Source organism: Lacrimispora algidixylanolytica, assembly GCF_003609635.1.
Taxonomy (GTDB): domain Bacteria; phylum Bacillota; class Clostridia; order Lachnospirales; family Lachnospiraceae; genus Lacrimispora; species Lacrimispora algidixylanolytica.
In genome coordinates this window covers 176,297-202,009 of sequence record NZ_MCIA01000030.1, presented here as the reverse complement: position 1 = coordinate 202,009, position 25,713 = coordinate 176,297, and the positions used below count along the sequence as shown (strand labels likewise).

22 protein-coding genes and 1 riboswitch are annotated in these 25,713 nt (G+C 40.8%); of the genes, 20 read left to right on the top strand and 2 right to left on the bottom strand.

Going from position 1 to position 25,713, the window contains the following annotated elements; all coding sequences use genetic code 11:
• The first annotated feature begins 28 nt into the window (after positions 1–28).
• The gene (locus tag BET01_RS14855; protein WP_120197588.1) at positions 29–2,116 is read left to right on the top strand and encodes a sodium-translocating pyrophosphatase; all 2,088 of its coding nucleotides are present in this window, start codon (positions 29–31) and stop codon (positions 2,114–2,116) included.
• Positions 2,117–2,527: 411 nt separating this feature from the next.
• Entirely contained in the window at positions 2,528–3,685 is a 1,158-nt protein-coding gene (locus BET01_RS14850; RefSeq protein ID WP_120197587.1) for an endo-1,4-beta-xylanase, read from the top strand.
• A gap of 233 nt (positions 3,686–3,918) precedes the next feature.
• Here BET01_RS14850 and BET01_RS14845 read toward each other — a convergent pair whose 3' ends face one another.
• Positions 3,919–4,929: an ABC transporter substrate-binding protein gene (locus BET01_RS14845; protein ID WP_120197586.1), complete on the bottom strand. Its 1,011-nt coding sequence runs from the start codon at positions 4,927–4,929 to the stop codon at positions 3,919–3,921.
• Between the two features lie 510 nt (positions 4,930–5,439).
• Here BET01_RS14845 and BET01_RS14840 point away from each other — a divergent pair.
• On the top strand, positions 5,440–7,179 hold the full coding sequence (locus BET01_RS14840; protein WP_120197585.1) for an ABC-F family ATP-binding cassette domain-containing protein: 1,740 nt from the start codon (positions 5,440–5,442) through the stop codon (positions 7,177–7,179).
• Between the two features lie 73 nt (positions 7,180–7,252).
• On the opposite strand, the gene BET01_RS14835 is transcribed toward BET01_RS14840, so the two are convergent.
• The gene (locus BET01_RS14835) at positions 7,253–8,455 is read right to left on the bottom strand and encodes a chloride channel protein (protein ID WP_120197584.1); all 1,203 of its coding nucleotides are present in this window, start codon (positions 8,453–8,455) and stop codon (positions 7,253–7,255) included.
• A 32-nt stretch (positions 8,456–8,487) separates the two neighbouring features.
• Positions 8,488–8,560: riboswitch (Fluoride riboswitch) on the bottom strand.
• A gap of 434 nt (positions 8,561–8,994) precedes the next feature.
• On the opposite strand from BET01_RS14835, the gene BET01_RS14830 reads away from it, so the two are divergent.
• From BET01_RS14830 to BET01_RS14750, 17 genes are all read left to right on the top strand, one after another.
• Positions 8,995–10,218 carry an ABC transporter substrate-binding protein gene (locus tag BET01_RS14830; protein ID WP_120197583.1) on the top strand — a complete coding sequence of 408 codons (1,224 nt, stop codon included), beginning with the start codon at positions 8,995–8,997 and terminating at the stop codon, positions 10,216–10,218.
• Between the two features lie 87 nt (positions 10,219–10,305).
• A complete protein-coding gene (locus tag BET01_RS14825) occupies positions 10,306–11,196 on the top strand; it encodes a branched-chain amino acid ABC transporter permease (protein ID WP_120197582.1) in 891 nt (296 codons plus the stop codon).
• Between the two features lie 11 nt (positions 11,197–11,207).
• A complete protein-coding gene (locus BET01_RS14820; protein ID WP_120197581.1) occupies positions 11,208–12,227 on the top strand; it encodes a branched-chain amino acid ABC transporter permease in 1,020 nt (339 codons plus the stop codon).
• A gap of 2 nt (positions 12,228–12,229) precedes the next feature.
• Complete coding sequence (locus BET01_RS14815; RefSeq protein ID WP_120197580.1) at positions 12,230–13,036, top strand: ABC transporter ATP-binding protein; 807 nt, start codon at positions 12,230–12,232, stop codon at positions 13,034–13,036.
• Positions 13,029–13,727: an ABC transporter ATP-binding protein gene (locus tag BET01_RS14810; RefSeq protein WP_120197579.1), complete on the top strand. Its 699-nt coding sequence runs from the start codon at positions 13,029–13,031 to the stop codon at positions 13,725–13,727. The genes BET01_RS14815 and BET01_RS14810 overlap by 8 nt, the downstream gene beginning before the upstream one ends.
• An 11-nt stretch (positions 13,728–13,738) precedes the next feature.
• A complete protein-coding gene (locus tag BET01_RS14805; RefSeq protein WP_120197578.1) occupies positions 13,739–14,398 on the top strand; it encodes a cytidylate kinase-like family protein in 660 nt (219 codons plus the stop codon).
• The gene (locus BET01_RS14800; protein ID WP_120197577.1) at positions 14,395–15,252 is read left to right on the top strand and encodes an aminotransferase class IV; all 858 of its coding nucleotides are present in this window, start codon (positions 14,395–14,397) and stop codon (positions 15,250–15,252) included. Before BET01_RS14805 ends, BET01_RS14800 begins: the two co-directional genes overlap by 4 nt.
• A 38-nt stretch (positions 15,253–15,290) precedes the next feature.
• Positions 15,291–16,373, top strand: a complete 1,083-nt coding sequence (locus BET01_RS14795; protein WP_120197576.1) for a DUF4392 domain-containing protein — start codon at positions 15,291–15,293, stop codon at positions 16,371–16,373.
• Positions 16,370–17,059, top strand: a complete 690-nt coding sequence (pxpB, locus tag BET01_RS14790) for a 5-oxoprolinase subunit PxpB (protein ID WP_120197575.1) — start codon at positions 16,370–16,372, stop codon at positions 17,057–17,059. The genes BET01_RS14795 and pxpB overlap by 4 nt, the downstream gene beginning before the upstream one ends.
• Before the next feature lies 1 nt (position 17,060).
• Positions 17,061–18,089: a 5-oxoprolinase subunit C family protein gene (locus BET01_RS14785; protein WP_120197574.1), complete on the top strand. Its 1,029-nt coding sequence runs from the start codon at positions 17,061–17,063 to the stop codon at positions 18,087–18,089.
• Between the two features lie 39 nt (positions 18,090–18,128).
• Complete coding sequence (locus BET01_RS14780) at positions 18,129–18,935, top strand: putative hydro-lyase (RefSeq protein WP_120197573.1); 807 nt, start codon at positions 18,129–18,131, stop codon at positions 18,933–18,935.
• 26 nt (positions 18,936–18,961) lie between these two features.
• On the top strand, positions 18,962–19,717 hold the full coding sequence (locus BET01_RS14775) for a 5-oxoprolinase subunit PxpA (RefSeq protein ID WP_120197572.1): 756 nt from the start codon (positions 18,962–18,964) through the stop codon (positions 19,715–19,717).
• A gap of 274 nt (positions 19,718–19,991) precedes the next feature.
• Positions 19,992–20,735, top strand: a complete 744-nt coding sequence (locus tag BET01_RS14770; protein ID WP_120197571.1) for a LytR/AlgR family response regulator transcription factor — start codon at positions 19,992–19,994, stop codon at positions 20,733–20,735.
• A gap of 8 nt (positions 20,736–20,743) precedes the next feature.
• Entirely contained in the window at positions 20,744–22,054 is a 1,311-nt protein-coding gene (locus BET01_RS14765) for a sensor histidine kinase (RefSeq protein WP_120197570.1), read from the top strand.
• A gap of 1,028 nt (positions 22,055–23,082) precedes the next feature.
• On the top strand, positions 23,083–24,267 hold the full coding sequence (locus tag BET01_RS14760) for an acetyl-CoA C-acetyltransferase (protein WP_120197569.1): 1,185 nt from the start codon (positions 23,083–23,085) through the stop codon (positions 24,265–24,267).
• A 30-nt stretch (positions 24,268–24,297) separates the two neighbouring features.
• A complete protein-coding gene (locus tag BET01_RS14755; protein WP_120197568.1) occupies positions 24,298–25,053 on the top strand; it encodes an acetoacetate decarboxylase in 756 nt (251 codons plus the stop codon).
• Between the two features lie 3 nt (positions 25,054–25,056).
• On the top strand, positions 25,057–25,713 hold the full coding sequence (locus BET01_RS14750) for a CoA transferase subunit A (RefSeq protein ID WP_120197567.1): 657 nt from the start codon (positions 25,057–25,059) through the stop codon (positions 25,711–25,713).

Below are 25,713 nucleotides of genomic sequence, written 5' to 3'. Positions count from 1 at the left end.
AAGAGAAGAAAGTTGGGGTTTATAGTGTATGAGTAATCTAGACTTATTTTTAATTATTTCCATTTTAGTTTCCGCACTTGCATTTTGCTTTGCAGCCTGGTTGTATCGTTGGGTTAAGGCTCAGCCATCTTCCAATGAGAGAGTGGAAGAGATTGGCAGTTACATAAGGAAGGGTGCTAAAACTTTCCTTCGAAAAGAATATCTTGTTTTGGCTAAATTCTGTGGAGCAGCAGCGATCTTAATTTTTATATTTCTACCGGCTCCTATCTGGAAAGGCGGATCGATTTTACAAAATCTGACCATTGTTATCGCCTATCTGTGTGGTACAATTTTTTCCGCATTTGCTGGTAAGATCGGAATTGCAGTAGCGACCATGGCGAATATAAAGACAGCGGAGTCAGCTAGAAGCGGCGGCATAAGACCTTCCTTTTTATCTGCGTTTCGTGGCGGAGCAGTTATGGGAATGGCAGTCGTAGGCAGTTCGCTTTTAGGTGTTACCTTAGTCATGGCAATTACACACGACTCTACCGCATTGCTTGGTTTCAGTTTTGGGGCAAGTTCACTGGCTCTGTTTGCCAAGGCTGGTGGAGGAATATTTACCAAAACAGCAGATATCAGTGCAGACCTTGTAGGTAAGGTGGAACTTGGAATTCCTGAAGATGATCCAAGAAATCCAGCCGTTATTGCAGACAATGTAGGCGACAATGTAGGTGATGTGGCAGGAATGGGAGCGGATCTATTCGATTCTAATGTAGCTTCCATGGCTTCTGCTCTTGTTATGGCAATCGCTCTCGGCAACAAAATGGGAGTTGATTATTCCGCTATGGTATTCTGTTACGCGGCTCTCGGACTTTTATCTTCAATCTTTGGGGTCATGGCAGCTCGTATGGGTAAAAAAGACGATCCAACCATGGCACTAAATATGAGTACTTATTTAACCACAGGTATCTTTGCTGTTTTGACCGCAGGCGCTACCTATATCTTTCGATTTGACTGGCGTATCTGGGGAGCAACAGCAATTGGTCTGCTTGTAGGCGTTATCATAGGCATTACTAGCGATTACTTTACCAATGATGACAAAAAGCCGGTACGAAATGTGGCAAAGGCATCAGAATCTGGTCCGGCATTTACCATTTTGTCCGGAATATCCTATGGATTTTTAAGTGTGTTGCCTTCTATGGTTGGAATTGGGATTTCAGCAATGATTTCCTATAATCTTTGTGCATCGATATCACCAGAAGATCCCATTGCCGGAATGTTTGGAATCTCAATGGCAGCAGTAGGTATGCTTTCCATCGTTGGAATGATTATTTCCAATGATGCCTATGGACCCATCGCCGACAATGCCAGAGGGCTTGTGGAGATGGGAGATTTAGGCGATGAGGCTCTAAAAATTACTGACTCTCTTGACAGCGCAGGTAATACAGTAAAAGCAGTAACAAAAGGTTTTGCGATTGCAGCAGCAGGACTTACGATTATATCTTTGCTAGGCGCATTTATGAGTGAAGTAAATGAGGCAGCAGGCTCCGTGGTGTTAAATGGATTTGATATCATCAATCCGTTGGTATTCTTTGGAATGATGGTAGGTGCAGCAATTCCTGCAGTTTTCTCTGCCATGTTAATGCTTGGAGTTGATAGAAATGCACAACGTATGGTTGCTGAAATCCATCGACAGTTCAGGGAGATTAAGGGATTAAAAGAAGGAAAACCAGGAGTCGTGCCAGAATATGATAAATGTATTGACATCGCCACCGATGGTGCCCTCAAAGAGCTGATACCTGCCGGTTTTTTCAGTATCATTGTAACCATAGCCGTAGGTTTTATTGGCGGAGTAAATGCGATCGGTGGATATCTTGCGGGAAATATTGTCAGCGGACTTCTATTAGCTCTGTTCATGAGCAACTCAGGAGGACTTTGGGATAATGCAAAGAAATACATCGAAGCAGGTGGCAATGGAGGAAAAGGCAGTGATGCTCATAAGTCAGCGGTCATTGGTGATACGGTAGGAGATCCCTTTAAAGATACGGCGGGACCATCTATTAATACGCAGATTACCGTAGTTTCTCTTGTAGCTTCCTTAATGGCTTCCTTATTCTTATCATTTTCCTTGTTCTAAAGTTTTACGTGTAAATAGAGATATGCATAGAAGAGGAACGTGGCAATGCTGCGTTCCTTTTTTATGCACTAAAACGGAAAAATAATATAATTACTACTCGTAAATTGTGATTTTTTACGATAATATGACGAACAGTATCGGGATTTTTACATTTCCATGGAAAAACAGACATAATGTGTTAGATTCATAATATCTTAACTGACACATATTTACAAAGTCTACTTAGAAAGAATGAATGGGTTTACCAAGTATTAGAGGGAATTAATAAAAGGAAATCTTTAGAATTGGAAATTGTAAAAGGGAGCAAAGAAAGGAGGCTAAGTATGTGTAAGGTTAAGCGAGCCCTATTATTTACAACCTGCTCTTAAAGAATCCTTTCAATTAAACATATTATACAAAGGGGGTATTTTAATGAAAAAATCATTTAAAAGGCTAGTAACAGTAATTTCTGCAATGGCACTTACGATTTCGTCATTAGGAGTAACACAGGCGGCAACAGCTGATCAGAATTTGTTGAATACATACGGGGCCAAGTACAATCGGTCTGGTACTTGTGTAAACTTATATCAGCTACAGAATCAATCGACCTTAAATACCATTAAGCAAAGATACAATAGTATAACGCTTGAGAATGAGATGAAACCAGATGCATTGCTTGGCGGTTCACCGACATTGATTTCGGTGGCAGAAGCAAAATCTTTGGGATATTACATTCCAAGTGGTTATACAGAATCTACGGTACCAAAGATCAATTTTGGTACCATAGACAAAGTATTAAAAATTGCCTATGATAATGGCTTAGGCGTTCGTGGACATACATTGGTTTGGCATGGTCAGACACCAGCTTGGCTGTTTAAGACAGGCTACAATGGTGGTGCAGGCTTTGTAAATCAGACTGTAATGAATGCACGTATGGAGTTTTATATTAAAACTGTCATGAATCACGTATATTCAAGCCAGTACGGCAGCGTAGTTTATGCATGGGACGTTGTAAATGAGTACCTTCATTCCCCATCAGAATCTGGCTGGTTAAAGATTTATGGTAACATTTCAACAAGTCCACAGTTTGTAAAAGACGCATTCCGTTATGCCAGTGAAACATTAAGTTATTACAAACTTACTGATAAAGTCAGCTTATTCTATAATGACTATAATGAATATATGGAAGCAGACAATATTGTAAAGATGATTAAATTCATCAACGCTGAAAAGAAGATCTGTAACGGTGTTGGTGGACAGGCTCACCTTGCATCAACATTCCCAAGTGCATCTTACTTCAAACAGGCTTATACCAAGTTTGTAAATGCTGGCTTTGAGATTCAGATTACTGAATTTGATGCTGGTGCCAAATCTGAGCAGGAACAGGCAGCTTATGTATATGATGTCATGAAATCTGTCAACGAACTGAAAAAAGCTGGCGGTAAGTTCACAGGCTTTACCTGGTGGGGATTATCAGATGACACTTCTTGGAGACGTGAAAGCAGTCCATTACTCTACTCTAACATCAATACTCCTAAGGCTTCCTATTACAGAACATTAGATGCCTTTACAGATGTATTTAATCGTTAAATGAGTGAGTATTAAGGTTTATATTTGAAAAGTTTTAATGGGGGTTTTAAAAGCTGATAATAAGTTAAATTCGCAGGTTTAACCTATTTAGGCAACGAGTGTAAAAAGCTTTGATATATATATTGTCAGAGTATTTAACAAAATATCTATAGTAAAAACAGATAGAATTCAGAGAGGGAGCGCAGCTAGTCTGCGTTCCTTTTCTGATGGATAAAAAGTAAAAAGATCATAGATTACTTTAAAGCGAGTAATGCTTCCACCAGCATTTTCATCTGCTTGCCAGAGGTATATAAATCTCTTGAAAAATAATCCGAGAAATCAATCTTAATTACATGTCCATCTTTAACCGCGGGTATGCTGTTCCACACAGCATTCTGAGACGGATCTTCGGAACCTTCCCATACCGAACTGAGTATGTAATCACCACAATATTGGGGGAGTACTTCCATGGAAACCTCCAGATACATATCACCTCTGGTAAATACTTCTTGCAATTTATCAGGTGCCCTAAAGCCTAGATAATTATAGACAATATCAGCGCCTCTTCCATATTTGTCACCAAAGAGATAAGTCCCCTCCATAACCGTTATGGTTTTGTTTTCAATCCCGGCTTTTATCAACTGGGCTTTATAAGCTTCTGCCTGAGATTCAAAATCAGAGAGTGCTTTTTTTGCCTCCGCTTCCTTTCCAATCACCTTACCAACAAAAGTGATTCGATCGGATAAGCTGGTGGAGTAAGCTTCTGTTACCACAGTAGGTGCAATGGCAGTAAGTTTGTCATAATCAGCCTGTGCCGGTGTACTGGCAATAAGGATAAGATCTGGTTCTAATGCCATAATTCCTTCATAATCATCACTTGTAATGTAAGTATAGATATCTTCTGTTAAAATACCGTCAAATAGATTGATTTTGTTATCACCTGCGATGGGTTTAATACCCATTGCTACTAGATCACCTGGATTACCAAGGGCTACAATTTTTGTAGGATTTAATGGTACGGTAACGTCACCCATGATGGTACTTATCGTCTGAGTACCGGCATCTGTTGTGGTTTCAGTTTCAGTAGTGATCGGACTCTGAGCTTTTGAGAAAGCCGAGTTTACATGATTGGAAGAAGCTTCAGAAGTGGTGGCATCAGTTAAGGACGGAGTCCCAGTTTTGTCTGCCTTTTGACAGGCTGTAAATACAACAATTACACACAAACAAAGGAAAATCGTTAACTTCCTCTTGGTTATTGATTTCATGGATGTGTCTCCTTATCTTTCTTATCTTTTTGTACCTATAAGTGGAATTGATTTTTTTTGCTTACAATTGAAAATGATGGAATTGAATAATTTTATAGTTGCTAGAGATTAAAACATAATTGAACTTATTATTATGTGGATATAAGTACTTTTAAAACAAGTTAGTTAAGTCTAACCGACATTATCATGCTATCATAGTATGTTTTTACTGTCAATAGAAAGGATTGTATCTCAGGAGAACTTGGAACATAGATTAAAGCCACAAGTGGGTGAAGCCCTTGCATAATCGAGGATAGGAACCAATCGGTTCTAAAAATAGTTGAAATCTATTGAAAAAAATGATATGCTACGAAGGTTGACAAGAAATAAAGGTCTAAAGCAGATATAACATGATAAAAATTACAAATAATAGGATCGTAGAGTAAAGAGCTTATTTTGGTAAGCTCTTTTTAATCCTTTTCTATTTTAATTGGGATACCGAAGTGTGTAGGACACACGGACAGGAGTAAAATGATAAACATGATTAACCTTTCCTTTTCATTTCCAGAGAAGGAATTGTATAAAGATATTTCATTTACGTTGGAAGAGGGCCAGCATTGTGCATTTATAGGAACCAGCGGAAGTGGAAAAAGCACATTGACGGATATCATTATGGATCCGGAACGTTATATGTATGATGGAAAGTTGGAGATTGAACCCGGTTTAAGGATTGGCTATGTAAGCCAGTTTTCCCAGCTTGATAAAACAAAAGAGATCACCGTATTTGATTATGTCGCGGAAGAATTTATTCGTCTTCAACGTGAAATTGCCCAAATCTGTCTTGAGATGGAAACCTCTTCCGACATAGAGGCCTTACTGGAAAAATATCAAAATACCTTAGATGCATTAGAAGCCATAGGCGGAGATGATTTTGAAAATGAAATCAAAAAGAAGCTTAATCTGGCCGATTTAAGTAGATATGAAACGTCCTTGGTATCCGAATTAAGTGGCGGAGAATATAAGCTAATTCAGGTAATTAAGGAAATGCTTACCAATCCTCATTTGATGATCATGGATGAACCAGATGTTTTCTTGGATTTTGAAAACTTAAATTCTTTGAAAGAACTGATTAATGCTCACAAAGGAATGATGCTTATTATAACTCATAATCGGTATTTGCTGGATCATTGCTTTAATAAGATCATACATCTGGAGAATAAGGAACTGCAGGAGTTTAATGGAAGATACATTGAATATAAGCTTTCCCTTCTTCAGACTAAGATTGAGCTCCAGGAACTGGCTGTTGCGGATACATTAGAGATTGAACGAAATAAAGTGATTGTCAATAAGCTAAGAGCTGTAGCCACGTATCATACGGAGGCTGCAAGAGGCAAATCACTTCACGCCAGAGAAAAGATTTTAGAAAGGCTGGAGGCAAGAAGAATTAAGGCGCCTTTTGTGGAAATCAAGCAGCCGGAGATCAAATTACCTATATTAGGTGAGGTGGAAGCGTCCACAGTATTAAAGGTGAATCATTACAGTGTGGGGTTCCAAGAGGTTCTTCTAGAAGATGCCAGCTTTGAAATAGGATCATCCGATAAAGTTGCCCTCATTGGCCCCAATGGTACTGGAAAAACAACGCTTCTTCGCGATATTTATAAGAATCAGAAGGATTCCATTGTAATCGGAGATAACGTTAGCATGGCGTTTTTGTCTCAAATCCAAGGGGAGATGTTAAAAGAAGAAAGTGACGTACAAGATGAATTCTTTGACATCGGATTTCAGACTTATGATGAGATTAGGGCATATGTAACGAAATATGGATTTAGCGAAGATGTCTTAACTCAGAAGATTGATAGCTTATCTGGAGGCGAGAAAAACCTGTTACAGCTTGCAAAAATTTCAGTCAGCAAAGCGAATTTACTGCTTCTTGATGAGCCAACGAGTCATCTAGATACCTATTCTCAGATCGCTCTGGAACAAGCGGTAAAGGACTATAAAGGTGCCGTCTTAATGGTATCCCATGACTTTAACACCATAGCAAATTGTGTGGACTATGTTTTGATGATTGAAAATAAAACCATCCGAAAAATGAGCGTACGAAAGTTTCGCAAGATGATTTATGCCAATCATTTCAGCAAAGATTATCTGGAGTTAGAAGATAAGAAAAAGACAATCGAGACAAGAATAGAATCTGCTTTAAAAAATGAGGATTTTGAGCTTGCGAAAAAGTTATCCGAAGAACTGGAAGAGTTAATTAAGCAATTGTAAAAAGAAAAGGCATCCAAATACAGACCGCTGAATCGGTGTGAATTTGGATGCCTTTTGCATCCTGTGAATGCATCTACTCTTTTCTTTTCTGCAAAGGATAGATGGATAAGTTTAAATTACAGCTATACGCCAGCCCGCAAACCACGGCAAAATAGGGAAGATATTCCGCACCGAATATCTCAGCCCCCATAATCATAGGTGCAAGCAAGGTATTGGTAGCGCTGCCAAATACAGCTACATAGCCAAGTGCTGCTAGAAACACTGGTGAAAGTCCAAGAAAAGAAGCCAGAACCACACCCAAAGAAGCTCCAATGGAAAATAGCGGTGTGACTTCACCTCCTTGAAAGCCAGCGGATAGTGTGAGCACCGTAAACAACAGCTTACATGCAAAATCCCAGGAATAGATCCCTTGGCTAAAACTCATGGATATTAAGTTTGTTCCAAGGCCAGAATACCGCCCTTTAAAACAAAGAAACGATAAGATACTAATCCCGGTACCCATAATAAAAATCCTTAAAAGTGGTTGTTTGATCCATGACAAAAGAGTTTCCTTTGACTTATGAAGACACAAGGTAAATACGCTGCCAACAAGTCCAAATAAGACACCAGCGATTAAAAGCTTCGGTATCAACTCCCAGGAAACTTGAATTTGGTCTTTTAACAAAAAGGTGAACTTTTCAAGCCCTAAGAGGCCAGAAACATAACTTGCAGTAAAGGAAGCAGTAAGGGCTGGTAAAATTGCTTTTTCTTCTAAAACCCCTACTGTAAGAACCTCCAAAGCGAACAATGCAGCAGCAATGGGAGTGCGAAATAATCCGCCAAATCCCGCCGCCATTCCAGCAATCAGGAGTATTTTCCCAGCCTCCTTGATGGGAAGCCGTCTGCCTATCCAGTGAGCAATGGTTCCACCGATCTGAATCGCTACCCCTTCTCTTCCTGCACTACCACCAAATAGATGAGTGAGCCATGTGCTCACAATGGAAAAAGGAATCAACCGGAGAGGGATATCTGGGTTTATCCCGTGACCCGTCTCAAAGATCAAGGCCATCCCCTTTATACTTTTTCCTCCTATTTTCTTATAAAGCCAAAGGATAAAGACACCGATAATGCCAAGAAAGGGAAGAAACCAACTAACATGTTGTGTACGAATGTCTGTGAGCCATAACAGGATACGGCCAAATACCGTATCAACAAAGCCAGCCGCAATTCCGATTGGAACTGCAATCAAAGTGAGTACAATCAGGTCACGATATAAAAGAAAAACTTTCTTTGCCATATTACCTCCAATAAAAAAGCTGATAATCCCTGCGTTATGCAGAAGTCATCAGCGTATAAGCAGTTTAGGCCGTAGCCATGGGAGAACCTCATTCCCTATGAAAAACTATAACATGTATAAGCATATTTTTCAAGGCAGTATTTACTTGAATGTCACAGGAGGTAGGAGGAGTATTACAGTTTAGCTACTAATATGATAAAATATTGTAATCTATAAGAATTTTAAAAGGTTTCTGTGATAATGAAGAAAAGAAATTGGAAAAATTAACTATATTTCACAAAAAACATTAGTTTTTAAAAAATGTATTGTATTTGAGAAAAACAAGTGCTATAATTCACCCAACATATCAAACAAGAGTACGAAGGAGTCTCAACCGTAATATTACGGTTGCGGCTCTTTTCGCTTTCTGGGACCCTGTCAAAAGGCAGAGGGCTCAAAAGGAGAACGAGGAGGTTTTCCCCAGCATCATTGTGGGAAGACCTCCTTTTTTTAGTTCCGTGTAAGGTTTGAATGACATAAAGCATGAGGAGGAATGGAAAATGAAAAAAGAATTATTTTCTCTCGTACTTACGGTGGCAATGTCCGCCAGTCTTATTGCTGGCTGCAGTTCATCTGCCCAACAAGGTGCGGCAGGAGGCAGCAAGTCAAGTGAGACAAAGGCTGCTTCTGGGGGGACAGATCCAGCGAAGGATGGCAAGACCATTAAGGTGGGGGTAATCTGTTCTCTAACAGGTGGCTCCGCTATTTATGGGGAAGGGGCACAAAATGCAATAAGTATGGCAGCTGAGGAGATTAACTCCAGTGATTCGGAATACAAAATTGAGATTGTAAACGGGGGAAAAGTTGTCGATGACGCCAGTGATGCCAAGCAGGCGATTAACGCTTATAACAGCCTGATGAAGGAAGGTCCTGACGCTGTTGTAGGTTGTTTCTTTTCTTCTGTTACCCTTCCTATTGCGGAGCAGGCGTCTAAAGATAATATGCTCCTATTAGCAACAGGAGCAACCAATAAAGATGTAACCCTAAAAGGCCCCACCGTGTTCCGTGACTGCTTTATTGATCCTTATCAGGGAAAGATGGCAGCCCAGTTTGCAAAGGAAAAAGGCTGGAAAAAGGCAGCAATCATTTATGCCAAGGATGATGATTATTCCAATGGTTTAAAAGATGCTTTTATTGAAAATGCAGAGGAAGCTGGCATTGAGATTGTCTATACTGGCGAGTGTACCACTAAGGATACAGACTTTTCCTCCCAGACTTCACAGGTAGTGGCAAAGGGAGCCGATTTCCTATTCTATCCTTGTTTTTTGGATACCGTTCCTCTTTTAGTAGGAGCTGCAAGAGATGCTGGATTTGATGGTGCCATTATGGGTGGTGATGGCTGGGACGGAGCAGATACCAAGGGCTTTGAGGATAAACTCAACAACTGCTATTTCACCAACCATTATTCCTCTGAGGATACTGCCCCTGCTGTTTCCAACTTTGTAAGTAAATATACGGAGAAATACGGAACAGAAAGCTTAAATGCCTGCGCAGCTCTTTACTATGATGCCATCTATATGCTTGCAGAAGCGGCCCAAAATGGGAAAGCTTCCGACACCTCGTCTCTGGTAAAAGGAATGACCGAAATGACCTTTACCGGAGTGGGTGGGACCTTCACTCTTGACAAGAACGGAGACCCGGAAAAATCCGTTGCCATTAATACCTTTGATAACGGTAAAGTAAAGTGGCTTATGACCTTGTCGCCAGAAGGCACCAAGAAATAAATAGCATATACAAAAAGGAGATGTGCATAAAGGCCGGACATCGGCCAGGTTGCACATTTTCCTTTTCAGTGAGAGAGGAAACCGCCTATGACATTTTCATTATTCTTTCAAAGCTTGATTAACGGACTGAACCAGGGAGCCATCTATGCCTTAATCGCTCTGGGGTATACCATGGTTTATGGAATTATCCGTATGATAAACTTTGCCCACGGCGATTTCATTATGATCGGGGCTTATACTATGTTTTATACCATACCTTTGATGGCAAATGCCGGAATGCCGGTGTGGTTGTCCGTTCTGGCCGCAATAATTGTCTGCTCTGTGGTGGGAGTCGTGGTAGAGGTAATTGCGTATAAACCAGTTCGCCAGGCAGGTTCCATGTCCGCTCTTATTACGGCTTTGGCCATGAGCCTGTTTTTGGAGAACTTAGCCATGGTGCTCTTTGGTGCAAAACCACAAAACGTGCAGAAGATCTTTGATTTACCAACCATTAATTTCTTAGGGGTAGCTCTGCCCCTTAATGTAATTTTGACTATTTTAATTGGCGTTATTATGATGGCAGGGCTCCAGATATTTATTAAGAAGACAAAGATTGGAAAGGCCATGCGTTCTGTTCCCCAGGACCGAGATGCTTCGATATTGGTTGGAATTAATGTCAATCGGGTCATTACTATAACTTTTGCCATCGGCTCTGCTCTGGCAGCCGTGGCGGCCCTTATGTATTGTACCAAATATCCAAGGGTGACCAATGATATGGGGTCTATGATGGGACTTAAGGCTTTTATTGCCGCGGTTTTAGGGGGGATTGGAATTATACCTGGAGCTATGCTTGGAGGAATCTTAGTAGGGCTCATTGAGATCTTTGTAAAGCTGTTTGCTCCAGGCTGGTATGAGGCTATCACCTATGCCATCTTAATTGTCATCCTTTTGGTGAAACCGTCTGGCATTCTTGGTAAGAATGTGGGCGAGAAGGTGTAGAGAGGTGGAACATGGAAAAAAAGTATAAGATTTCTTATTTGATTAACATCCTGGGCGTGATAGCTGTATTTCTTTTATTCGTCCTTCTCTTTGAAACCAAGGTATTTGGGCCATCCACTCAGTACATAAAGGGAATATGCACGACAGCTTGTTATACAATTATAATGGTAGCATCTTTAAATCTTGTGGTAGGGTTTATGGGTGAATTCTCCCTGGGGCATGCAGGTTTTGTATCTGTGGGAGCATATACCTCTGCCATTGTATCCAGTGCTTTGGCTGGAAAGGGGCTGCCGGATTTCTTTTTGTTTCTCACGGCCTTAATGGCTGGAGGGGCTATGGCTGGAATCACAGGAGTTATGGTTGGCATACCGGCTCTTCGCTTAAAAGGAGATTACTTAGCCATTGTTACCGTGGCATTTGCTGAAATTATAAGGGTCTGTTTTTGCAACTTCCCTATTACCGGGGGAGGAAAGACCATGAGTGGGATATTAAAATTGTCAGATTTCTACTGGTGTTATTGGATCATGGCTGCTTGCGTCGCAGTCATGTACATGTATGTGAGAAGCCGGTTTGGAAGGACCGTAAAGGCCATACGGGAGGATTACATCGCAGCAGCGGCCTCTGGAATTAATGTGACATATTATAAAGTAATGACCTTTACCGTGGCTGCTTTTTTTGCAGGAGTGGGAGGTGGAATTTACGCTCATTATATGACCGCCATGATCCCAACGAACTTTAACTTTATGTATTCTGCGGAACTGCTTTCTGAAGTTATCATCGGAGGAACTGGATCTTTAACCGGCTCTATTCTTGGAGCTGCATTCTTATCCTCTCTGCCGGAAATGACCCGTCAGTTCTCCAAATACCGGATGCTGGTATATTCCATAATCCTAGTAATGGTAATGATCTTTCGACCAGGAGGGATTTTTGGAAACTGGGAGTTTTCCCTCACTCGCCTGATAAAAAAGCTTACAAGGCAAGAAGGTGGCAAAAAGGATTCCAGGAATGAGAAAACAAAAGGAGGTGTGTAACAATGAAAGAAGCGGCAAAAAAGCCCCCGGTGTTAATGGTTCAAAATCTTGGGATTCAGTTTGGTGGATTAAAAGCAGTAGACAGCTTTGATCTGGAAATTGGAGAATCTGAGTTAATCGGTCTTATTGGGCCAAACGGAGCTGGGAAAACCACAGTATTTAATTTAATTACTGGGGTATACAAACCAACCGAAGGCTCTTTTTACCTAAATGGCCAGCGAATGAATGGAAAGAACACCTACCAGATTGTTGAAGCGGGAATTGCAAGAACATTTCAAAATATCCGGTTATTCAAGAAAATGTCGGTAATTGATAATATAAAAGCCGCCATGAATTCCAGACTTTCCTATGGCTTCTTTCATGCTGTTTTTCGCACTCCAAAGTATTGGAAACAAGAGGCATTATTGACAGAGCGGGCAAAGGAGCTTTTAAAGGTGGTTCACTTAGAAGGCAAGGAGGAGTTAAAAGCAGGAAATCTTCCTTACGGAGAACAAAGAAGGCTGGAAATTGCCAGGGCACTGGCAACAGATATGAAGCTTCTTTTACTTGATGAACCGGCAGCAGGCATGAATCCTACGGAGACGGAGGAGCTATTAGATATTATCAACTATATTCGAAAAGAGTTTAAGATCTCCGTTCTTCTCATTGAGCATGATATGAGTCTTGTCATGAAGATTTGCGAACGGATTAAAGTGTTGGATTTTGGAACGACCATAGCGTTTGGCACTCCAAAGGAAATTGCAAACAACCAGAGAGTCATAGAAGCATATCTTGGAAAAGAGGATGAGGAGGTGGAAGAAGATGCTTGAGATTAGCAACTTGTCCGTATCCTACGGAGCCATTCATGCCATTCATAACGTTTCTCTAAAGGTGAATCGTGGTGAAATTGTATCGTTAATCGGTGCCAATGGTGCCGGGAAAACCACAATCTTAAGAACGATTTCAGGGCTTAAAAAGGCCGATGAAGGAGAGATTCGCTTTGAGCAAACCGACCTTAGGAAAACCGAACCCAGCAAAATCATTCGATTAAAGCTTGCCCATGTACCTGAGGGCAGACATATATTTCCTCAGATGACAGTGGAAGAGAATTTGGAAATGGGAGCATTTGCGGATCAAAAGGATATGTCAGCCACTATGGAGGATGTTTATAATCGGTTTTCCAGACTCAAAGAAAGAAAAAGACAGCTTGCCGGCACCTTATCCGGAGGAGAGCAGCAAATGCTTGCCGTTGGCCGGGCATTGATGGCAAAGCCAAAGATGATCTTAATGGATGAGCCTTCTATGGGATTGTCACCTCTACTGGTAAAAGAGATATTCTCCATTATAAAAGAAGTGAATCAAAATGGAATCACCATACTGCTTGTGGAACAAAACGCTAAGATGGCATTATCTATTTCAAACCGCGCCTATGTCATGGAAACAGGCAAGATTTCCATGGAGGGAAATGCAGGTGAGCTATTAAAGGATGTGCGTGTGAAAAAAGCATATCTGGGCCAATAGGAGGAAAAAAGATGAAGGATGGCAGCAGACATTTTGCACTGGCCATAACCCGTACCTGCGGAAGCGGAGGAAGTTTAATCGGAAAAGAACTGGCCTTTTTTTATGGCATCGACCTTTATGACCGAAAGCTTTTGCAGCTTGCTTCCGAGGACAGTGGAATCAACGAAACCATATTTGCAGAGGCAGATGAAATAACAAGAAAAACACTCTTATATCGGGCTTCTAAAAGGGTGTATAATGGAGAAGTCATACCACCGGAGAGCGGAAATTTCTTATCGGATCAAAACTTGTTCAATTATCAGGCTAAGGTATTAAAGGAGTTGTTAGAACAGGAATCCTATGTGTGTATTGGCAGAGCAGCTGACTTTATATTAAAGGATGAGCCAAATGTGGTATCGGTTTTTCTCGATGCTCCCTATGATTTTAGATTAGAACGGGAGATGGAACGTCAGGGGATATCTAGGACTCAGGCAGGAAAATATGTGGATCAACTAGATAAATACAGAAACGCCTACTATCTCTACCATACCGGTAGACAGTGGAAGAATCCACAAAACTATGACTTGTGCCTTAATACCCAGCGCCTGGGACTAAAACAATGCGTGGAATTAATCGAGGATTACGTAAGATTAAGATTTGGTGTCATTACGGAAAAGAAGGTGAAAGAATGAAAGAACTTGCTTACTATGATGGAACGATAGGGACTCCAGATGAATTAACCATACCATTTAACGACAGGGTCCATTTCTTTGGAGACGGTGTTTATGATGCCACGGTAGGAGGAAACCATAAGGTCTATCTTTTACAGGACCATTTGGACCGCTTTTATTCCAGTGCAAAGGCTCTGGATATTAAGATTCCCATGGAAAAAGAGGAGTTTGGAGAACTTTTAACAAGGCTTCTTTCCATGGTGGAGGGGGAGACTCATTTCGTTTATTGGCAGGTGACCAGAGGAGCTGGCACCAGAAACCATACGTTTGCAGATGATATGTTGGGAAAGTTATGGGTCATGATACGGCCAAATCGGTTAAAAGATCCAGAGGTTCCCGTTTCATTAATCACCAGAGAGGACACAAGATTCTACCACTGCAATATAAAGACCTTAAATCTGATTCCATCTGTTATGGCCTCTCAAAAAGCCAAGGAAGCAGGAGCAGAGGAAACAATATTCCACCGTGGGGAAATTGTGACAGAATGTGCCCATAGCAATGTCTCTATTTTAAAGGATGGAATTTTTTATTCCCACCCCAATGACACTATGATCCTTCGGGGAATTTCAAAGACTCATATGATATCAGCTTGCTACCGACTTGGCATTCCAGTCATAGAGCGCCCATTTACCTTATCAGAGCTTATGGATGCAGATGAGATTATTGTGACTTCATCATCTAATTTTTGCCTCCATGCAAACCAGATTGATGGGAAGCCTGTAGGGGGGAAAGATCCAAAGAACTTATTGTTAATCCAGGATGAAGTTATCTCAGAATACCTTGCTTATACAGGAAAGAAAAGCCTGTTTGATTGATTCATATGACGCAGAGTAGTGCGATATGGGAGGGGATTATGGAAAGAGCAGAGCTGGAAAAAAGAAACGTAGGCGAGAATCTGGATGCCTTAATGAATCTGGATCCCAGGGGGTATGGTGTCTGTAGGATCCTCTATGCCGGAAGCCGGGAAAAGATGGGAGAGCCTCTTTCCATGAGTGCGGCAGAAAGCCTTTGTAACACTGTAAAGAAAGATGATCTGGTTTATATCCTCACTGGATTTGTTCTCCTTCCCCATAAGCAGCCGGAAATGGATGGTATGGTTAGCTCCATTCTTTTTGCAAGATCTCTAGTCCTGGCATTTGGCGGGAAGCCTGTCATACTTTGTCCGGAGGATTGCGTAGAACCGGTAAAAAGGTGTGCCGGAGTGGTAGGCCTTCATATATATGAGGATTTAAAGGAAGTAAGAAATCTGCCTTACAGCATGGGAGTGGTAGCTTTTCCAAAGGATCTAAAACAAGCAGAAAAAGACGGAAACCTACTGATGAAGGAATTCATGCCGTCAGCCGTTATCTCCGTGGAAGCACCGGGAGCGAACGAACTTGGAGTTTATCACAATGCTGCAGGGTTAAATGTAACAGAACTGGAAGCAAAAAGTGATGTGTTGTGGGGGATGCTTCGGGCAGCAGGTGTGTTAAGCATTGCCATTGGCGATTTGGGTAATGAGATCGGCATGGGTGCCATTGCCGATCATATTACGAAATATGTACCATTTACCGGGCCAGGAGAGTGCACCTGCGGTTGCAAAGGTGGGATTCTTTCCGCAAGCAGCACCGATTATATTATTACGGCGACCTGTTCGGATTGGGGTTGCTACGCTTTGATGGCTGCAATTGCTTATTTAAAACGGGATATGGAGATTCTTCACAGAGAGGAGATGGAGGCAGAGGTTATGCGAGTCGCCTCACGAAGCGGTCTTGTGGACATGACAGGTTCTTTATTGCCGGGAATTGACGGCTTTAATACGAAGATGAATACAGGAATCGTTAGTCTGATGCGCCAGTGCACCGCCTACGCCGTCCGTTATTCCTGTAACTCGGAACACTGGTTTGCCCCAGTGATTGCAAAGGGATTCTTTGGGGAAAGGAGAGAATCGTCATGAGACTCAAAGCAGTTGGAGACCGCGCTGTGTTGGCAGAGCTTGGAGATTCTATCAGCGAATCAATCAACCGAAAGGTCATGGAACTAAACGAGAAAGTGCGTTCCACTTCCAGAGAAGGGATTTTAGAAACAGTTCCTGCCTTTGCATCTCTTTTGGTTTATTATGATCCATTGGTCATAGATTTCGATGAAGTATCCCAGTTTCTCATCAATATCTGTAAAACAAGCGGGGAGAGCAAAAAGGAGACGGGAACATTGGTTCGAATCCCCGTTTGCTATGGAGGAATCCATGGGAAGGATCTCTCCTTTGTGGCAGAGCATTCGGGTTTAAAGGAAGAAGAAGTCATTGAGATTCATTCAGGCCGGGATTACCGCATCTATATGCTTGGGTTCCTTCCAGGATTTCCTTACCTTGGAGGAATGGATGAACGGATCATAACCCCTCGACTTTCATTACCAAGAACGAAAATTCCAGCTGGATCCGTTGGAATTGGAGGAGAACAGACTGGAATTTACCCGATGGAGTCTCCCGGTGGCTGGCAGCTGATCGGACGGACTCCTCTTCGGCTTTTTGATCCTCAGATGGGAGAAAAAGGGCGATATCAAGCAGGGGACTCCATTCGATTTGTTCCCATAAGTCAAAAGGAATTTGATGAAATTAGCCAGACACCAGAAATGAGGTGGTAGCATGGGATTAGAGATGATACAACCCGGAGCATTGTCCACCATACAAGATCTAGGAAGAGAAGGGTATCAAAGCCAGGGGTTTCAAAAAAGTGGAGCCTGTGATAAGTACTCCATGAAGCTATCCAATCTACTGGCTGGAAATTTTGATGAGAATTGCAAGGAAGCAGTGGTGGAATTTACTTTAAGGGGAGGAGAGATTCGTTTCACCTCTCCTGAAGTGTTTTCTTTGACCGGCGCAGATATGCGACCGCTGCTGAATGGAGAACCTATCCCAATGTATGCTCCCGTTTGCGCGCAGGAGGGAGATGTCCTTACCCTTTCCTTGGCACCAACTGGTCTTAGGACTTATCTGGCTGTGCATGGGGGAATATCGGTTCCCGCTGTGATGGGAAGCCGTTCCACCAATCTAAAATGCAGACTGGGAGGGTTTAAGGGAAGGGCTTTAAAGCAGGGAGACTGTTTGCCCACAGGAAAAACAACGGAGCAAGTCAAGGTTTTTGTGGAGATAGTAAAAGGGAGAGAAGATAAGTTTGCTTTAGGAGAAGATAAGTCTTTCCTTAGAAGGCCGTCCACACCCAGCCGTTATTATGGTCTTCATGGTTATGTCTTGTTACGAGTAGTAGAAGGGCCTCAGGCTGAGGCATTTACAGAGGAAGGATTAAAAACCTTTCTTCGTAATCCTTATCAACTATCTATGAGCTGCGACCGCATGGCATGCAAGCTGGAAGGACCTCTCATTGGTTTAAAAGAAGGAGCTGATATTATATCAGATGGAATTGTGGAAGGTTCCATACAAATTTCAGCTTCTGGACTTCCTATGGTAATGATGGCGGATCATCAAGCCACGGGAGGATATGCGAAGATTGGAACGGTTATCTCCACAGACATACCGTCATTGGCCCAGTTACGGCCTGGAGAATGGGTCACGTTTCAGTTTATAACACCTAAGGAGGCAGTTGGGATTTATCGAAAAGAAGATAAAAAGCTTAAAGATTTTAGGAAACGGCTCATGGATGTAATGGATGAATGATCATCAACAGAATAAAGGGAAAGAGAAAAGGAGGCAATTATGGATTATGCAGAAAGTAAGCCAAGTCAGGTAAGAGAACTCATACGAAACGGGATCATAGACGGTCCGACTACCGGAATGTGTAACGGTTACGCTCAGGGTAACTTAGTGATTCTACCAGAAGAACTTTCTTGGGATTTACTGTTGTTCTGCCAACGAAATCCCAGAGCTTGTCCCTTACTGGAGGTATCGGATGCAGGTTCTAGATCCTTTCCTCAGACCGCTAAAGGCAGTGATATTACAAAAGACATTCCCAGATACCGAATCTATGAAAATGGAATCTGTACTGGAGAATCAACGAATATATCCTCCCGGTTTGAGGAATACCAGAAAACAAAAGGCAGGCTCATAAGTTTTCTGATCGGATGCAGCTTTTCTTTTGAAGCCGAGCTTTTAGAGGCAGACATACCCGTGAGGCAGATTGAGGAAGGTGTTAATGTCCCGATGTACAACACAAACATTCCTTGTATTTCAGCAGGAGTCTTTTCTGGAACTATGGTGGTAAGCATGAGACCGATCCCCCATAGTAAAGTCCCAATGGCAGTTGCAGTAACTGCTGCTATGCCAAAGGTACACGGTGCTCCAATCCATATAGGGTATCCAGAATTCATTGGGATAGAAAATATTAAAGAGCCGGATTACGGGGATCCAGTGACCATAAAAGAGGGGGAAGTGCCAGTGTTTTGGCCGTGTGGGGTTACCCCTCAAGCTGTCTTGATGAACAGCCGGCCATCGTTTGCAATGACCCACGCTCCCGGCCATATGTTTATTACAGATGTTAAAAACACGATCTTAAAGTATAGCTAAGGGGTTCTAGGGAAAGGAGATTATATATGGCAACCATTGACTTAAACTGTGATTTAGGAGAAAGCTTTGGGGCATACAAGATGGGAGTGGATGAAGAAATCATACCACTTATTACATCGGCAAATATTGCCTGCGGATTTCATGCAGGGGATCCTCTGATTATGGAGCGTACCGTAGCTCTTTGTAAGGTACATGGGGTAAGGCCAGGGGCTCATCCCGGTTTTCCAGATCTTAGTGGATTTGGAAGAAGGAATATGAATCTATCTCCAAAAGAAGTTAAGGCCTGCGTAACCTATCAAATCGGAGCATTAAAGGCATTTTGCGACAGTGCCTCCATACGTCTTCACCATGTAAAGCCGCATGGAGCCTTGTATAACATGGCTGCAACTGATTATAGACTGGCAGAGGCCATCTGCCAGGCAATCCATGATGTGGATCCTAGTCTGGTGCTTTTGGCTTTAAGTGGAAGTGAGATGCTCCGGGCAGCAATGGAATGTAAGCTTTCCTATGCCAGCGAAGTATTTGCAGACAGAGCTTATGAAAAGGATGGAACTTTGGTTTCAAGAATCAATAAGGGGGCAGTAATTGAAGAGAAAGAAAAGGCTGTGATGCAAGTCGTACGCATGGCAAGGGAAGGAAGAGTAAAGGCGATTGATGGAACCGATTTATCAATAACGGCGGATTCGGTCTGCGTTCATGGAGATGGTGCCAATGCACTTTCTTTTGTAAAGAGAATAAGAGAAGAGTTGGCAGTAAAGGGAGTTGAAGTAAAAGGTTTTTGAGTCTTTCAAACACCATCGGATTCGATACAAAGGAAATAATATAGGAAAAAAATACAATGCAGGTTTCAGTATTACCATTAATAATTACGTGCAAATGGTTGATTTTTACATATTGGAGATTTTTATTCAGATGATGATAGTATAGATTTAGAATCATAAAAATGAAATAGACAGCAGTTCTGCCTGTATCAATCAAAGGCTGACAGTGTGCAGAAGAGTTTGACATGAATTTTGGCATAACCATGAACTTTAAGTAGATGACAGGAGGATATGAATGCTTTCTATTGCTATTTGTGACGATGACAAAAGTGATGCTGCAAAGATTGAAGCTTTGATTAAAGATTACATGAGTCCAAAAGAGATGCCCTATCAGTTAAAACGGTTTCAATCAGGAGAAGAGTTGCTTGAAACCAGAGAGGTTTTTGAATTGTTATTTCTTGATATCGGCTTAGGCGGAATGAATGGGATCCAGGTAGGAAAAATCATTCGGGAAACCAGTCGAAATTCTAAAGTTATTTACACCACCAGTTATAAACAATATTGTAAACAAGCAGTCAATCGTGTGCACGCATTTGCATATTTAGTAAAACCAATTACAAAAGATAAGATGGATCGACAGCTTGATGAAATTTTACAATGCATACTAGAAGAACATGAAAAAGATGAAACAATCAAATTTGAGATACTAGAAATTACCCAAGATGGGGAACTGGAAAACAGAATTAAGGATTTTGAAGTGAAAGATATCTATTATTTTGAATACTTTAATCGAAAAATAAAAATAAAATTGGAAAATGAAGAATATTTCTTTAAAGATAAAATGAAAGATTTGGCAGAGAAAATGCAGATGCATAACTTTGAAGCATGCCATCAGTGTTTTTTGATCAATTTAAGACATGTTAAAAAAATTAAAGGCTATGAGGTGTTTTTAAATAACAACGATATAATTCCTGTTTCACAAAAAAAATCAGCTGATTTTAGAAAAAAATTAAATACATTTATACAAAGTGCTATTTAGGAGAGAAGATGGAAAATTATATTATATTTATATCTGGCTCCATCATTTCATGTCTTGTTAACGGCGTCATTGTATTCCAGTTTATGGAAGAAAGAAATGAGCGGGCCTATCATAATCCATACCTATATTTCTTTACAGAAGCAGCAGTTCCTATTATAATTGTATTTCTTAATTTATTCAATAATCCAGTGATTAATATAGCAAGCTGGATTATTCTGCCTTGCCTTGTGAACATCACTTTATTTAATCATATGAATAAAAAAGTGATACATAGGCTTGCTGATATCACGGTACTCATATTAATTTTATCCATATGTGAGGCAGTTGGTGTTGAGCTGTTAGATTATATCCTATGGCGATTTCAAATACTTCATGTTGATCCAATCGTGTCTGAAAGTATGGAAATCACCTTTTCCAAATTGTTTGTGCTGATTTCCTATTATCAGATCATTGCTAAGCTTTGGAGAGACGATTTAAACCGGACCTTTAATAAGTCACAATGTCTGATAGAACTGTTTGTTATTTTATATAGCATAGCCAATCTGGCAGTCATTTTACTTGTTATTTCTAAAGTGAACAGTCAGACTGATCATATCCTAATTTTAATTAACATGGGCTGCATATTAATTGCTGACCTTTATTTTTCTTACTTTGCCCGGTTCGTGGAAGAAAACAGCCAGCTTAAGATTAAACTTAAGCTATTAGAGCAACAGTCCATCCTACAATATGAATTTTATGAGGAACAAGGAGAAAAGTATAATGAATCCGTTAAAATCCTCCATGATGTAAACAAGCATTTAAAGATGATAGAGAATCTGTATGAGGCCAATAAAGATGATATGGCAAAGACTTATGCAAAGGAAATCGGTCAGATGTTGGTACCTCTGTGTTTGGAGGATTATACAAACAATCCAATATTAAACGTGTTATTAAATGATAAAAAAAGGATTGCCAGTCTTCATTCCATTTGTTTTAACTTGGATATTGGTATTGTAGATCTAGGCTTTATGGAACCCATTGAAGTAACCACCGTGTTTGGTAATCTTCTTGACAACGCAATCGAAGCCTGTGACCTAGTTCCCAATCACAGATACATTGACATGAAACTGGACAAATACAATGAATTTATCGTCATCAATATTAGTAATTGTACCATGCCAATAGAAAAATGGAATTTTGGCAAACCGGTTTCTAGAAAAGGGAAAAACCATGGAATCGGTTTATTAAATGTTGAAAATATTATAAAAAAATATAATGGAAGCATGGTTTTAGAAGAAGCAAATAAAAAATTTAGTTGTAAAATTATATTTAATTTATAGCTCTATATATTTTAATCGTGTTTTTGTAATGCCTTTAAGCGATCTCCATTGGGTGCAGGTTCACTGCCATCCGTAACAATCTCTATAACGACTGGCCCTTTCGACCTGTACTCCAATTGCTCCACCACCGTTCCATTCCTAAGACTTCGGTCTATGTCTTATAAATAGGATTTAGATATCCTTTTTCAATTTTATGAAAACCCACATCTGCTACGGTTGTTACTTCTGTTATTCTATGGATTAATCTCTCTAAATTTGATACGTTCAATGGTTCCTACCTTTCCGAAAGATATGAATGTTGTTATTAAATTATTTTAAATGATAAGTAAAATGGCATATGTTTTGATGCCAATAATTCTTATAATACAGTTTTTAACCAATAAGTTTTGATGAAAGGACAGAGTTTAACGGACAAAACTTGTTTCTCTTATTCCTAAAGTATTTAAAATGATTGGTTTAATAACTAAAAAAGCATGTTATAAAAGTTCCTTTTCTTTTTCTTGCTAACTTATATAATCTTAAATATTTAAATATTTTTAAGTAGAGTATCGACCTAGTTGTTTACAAGACGTTGACTTAAAAAGATAACAATAAATTTTTAAAATAGAGTAATTCTTTGAACCATAGTTTAGCCATAATTATTCTTGTTATCTTTTTGAATTAAAAAAAAGAAGGCTGAATTTTAATATATGTTTCAAATTCTTTGTTAAGAACTCAGAATCAAAAGTTTCGGGAGCTAATCTTGTATTGGCTCCTTTTTCTGTTACTCATACTACAAAAACTGTAAGTTATGTAACCAGTATTGAAATACCAGAATAAGAGTAGCAAAATACCCTTGTGATACAAATGAAAGAAGAAAGGAGCTAATAATATGACGAATCAATCAAAAAGATACCACCACAGGCACCTTCAAAATTTGAAAAATCACCCTACATAACGCAGCGCATGAATAAAACCGTGTCTCACATTTGAAATCATAATTTCTGATTGGTAACCGACAAACGAATAAATGAAAGGAATGAATATTTATGAAAAAAGTAGCTTTAGTAAGTCCTTTAAGAACAGCCGTAGGAACCTTTAACGGCACTCTTTCTCCCGTAAGTGCCATGGAATTAGGTTCAACCGTTATAAAAGCATGTCTTCTTCAAAGTAATTTAGATAGTTCTTTCATTGATAGTGTTTATTTGGGAAATGTCCTCCAGGCTGGCAATGGTCAGAACCCAGCAAGACAGGCGGCAATAAAAGCAGGAATACCAGTTGAGGTACCAGCGGCAACATTAAACACGCTCTGTGGCTCAGGCCTTCATGCAGTTGCACTTGCTTACAATTCCATTTTAGCGGAAGATGGGAGCATTATGTTAGCTGGAGGTATGGAAAGTATGACAAATGCGCCTTACCTTTTGCGAAATGCAAGAAAAGGCTACAAACTTGGAAACAGTGAGCTGGTGGATAGTCTGATTGGTGATGGCCTAACCTGTGCCATCAATGATTACCATATGGGACTTACTGCGGAAAATGTGGCTGAAAAGTATAAAGTAACCAGACAAGAACAGGATGAATTTTCTTATGAAAGTAATAGAAGGGCAGCAGAAGCTCAGAAAAATAAGGTTTTTGACGGACAGATTGTTCCTGTAATCATCAAAAAGAAAAAAGAAGAAATTCACTTCACAGAGGATGAACACGTAAGAGCAGATACGTCTAAGGAAAAGCTTTCCACCTTAAGAACCGTATTCAAACAGGATGGAACCGTTACGGCAGGAAATGCTTCCCCTATCAGCGATGGTGCGGCAGCAATGATAGTAGCGTCAGAGGAAGCATGTAGGGAGCATGGCTTAAAGCCAGCGGCTTTCATCAAGGGCTATTCCCTTGTCGGCGTTGATCCTGCTTATATGGGAATGGGCCCCGTAAAAGCAGTTTCGACTCTACTGAAAAAACAGGGATTATCGGTGAATGATATTGATCTTTTTGAATTAAATGAAGCCTTTGCGGCACAGGCAGTGGCCGCCACAAGGGAGCTTGGGATCGATTCATCAAAGATAAATGTCAATGGCGGTGCAATTGCCATAGGGCATCCATTAGGGGCAAGTGGTGCCCGGGTACTGGTTACCTTAATTCATGAAATGACACGTAGATCCGCACATTACGGTGTTGCTGCCTTATGTATCGGCGGAGGCATGGGCATTGCGATGCTGGTTGAAAACGCTAACATATAAACGATTTCATTTAGGGAAAGGAAAATGATTATGACGTCAGAAGATGTTTTATCCTTACAATCAATGCCAGCGGCAAGTGCCAGCTATGGTCGCCCGCCGTGCCGTTTCATTAACCGGGAATTTTTTACTGTCACCTACAAATCAGATCCAGCCGCAATCCGTGAGGCGGTTCCAGAACCATTAGAGCCAGACGGAAGCAATACGGTTACATATGAATGGATTAAAATGCCTGATTCCTCAGGCTTAGGCTCATATGAAGAAAGCGGGATCGTCATTCCCTGTACCTATCATGGAGAAGCGTGCAACTTTGTTGCTCAGATGTATCTAGATAATGCTCCTGCCATATTAGCAGGCCGTGAAATCTGGGGATTCCCTAAAAAATGGGGCCACCCTACACTGAGGGTGGATGAGACCGAAACATTGACCGGCAGGTTAATTTACAATAACGTTTTGGTGGCAACGGGTACGATGCCCTTTAAATACAACACACTTGATAAGACTGAAATAGCAAAAACCATAGCAAAAAAGCAGGTAAATCTGAAATTAATTCCTGATGTTGACGGAAACCCTGCCATTGCCCAGCTTGTTTCTTATCACCTGGAAGATATTACTGTAAAAGGGGCCTGGTCAGGACCTGCCAGATTAAACTTAATTCCTCACGTCAACGCGCCAGTCGCTGATTTACCCGTTAAATCCTACGTGGAGGGAAGGCATTTCATTGCCGATTTAACCCTTCCGTATGCAAGTGTAATGTATGATTACTTAAAGGATAGAAAGGAGAACTAAGACATGAAAAGTAAATTGTTATCAGCCAAAGAAGCAGTAGAAAAAGTAAAAGATGGAGATGCAATCATGGTAGGTGGCTTTTTAGCAGGAGGTCACCCGGAGCATCTGGTAAATGCGTTATTAGAAACAAATTCAGCCAAAGACCTAACCGTTATATCAAATGATACCGGTACCAAAGATCTATCCATATTTCAGCTTGTAAAAAGTGGAAGAGTCAAACGTATCTTCGCATCCTATATTGGCTCTAATCCAGAAACCGGAAGACTTATGATGTCAGGGGAAGCAGAGGTTAAGCTTTTCCCACAGGGCACTTTAGCGGAGAAGATACGTTCTGGTGGAGCTGGTCTTGGAGGGGTATTAACCCCGGTTGGTCTTGGTACGATTGTGGAAGAAGGCAAGGAAAAACTTGAAATCCAGGGAAAGGAATACCTTCTTGAGATGCCTTTAAAAGCAAATGTAGCCTTCATTAAGGCAGACAAAGCAGACGAAGCCGGTAACTTGATCATCAGAGGTTCTTCCCGTAATTTTAATATTGTCATGGCAACGGCTGCGGACTATGTGATTGCTGAGGTTAATGAGATTGTACCAATTGGAGAAATTGAACCAAATCATGTAAATGTTCCTGGAGTCTTAGTTAATGCCATAGTAAAGGTGGGTTAA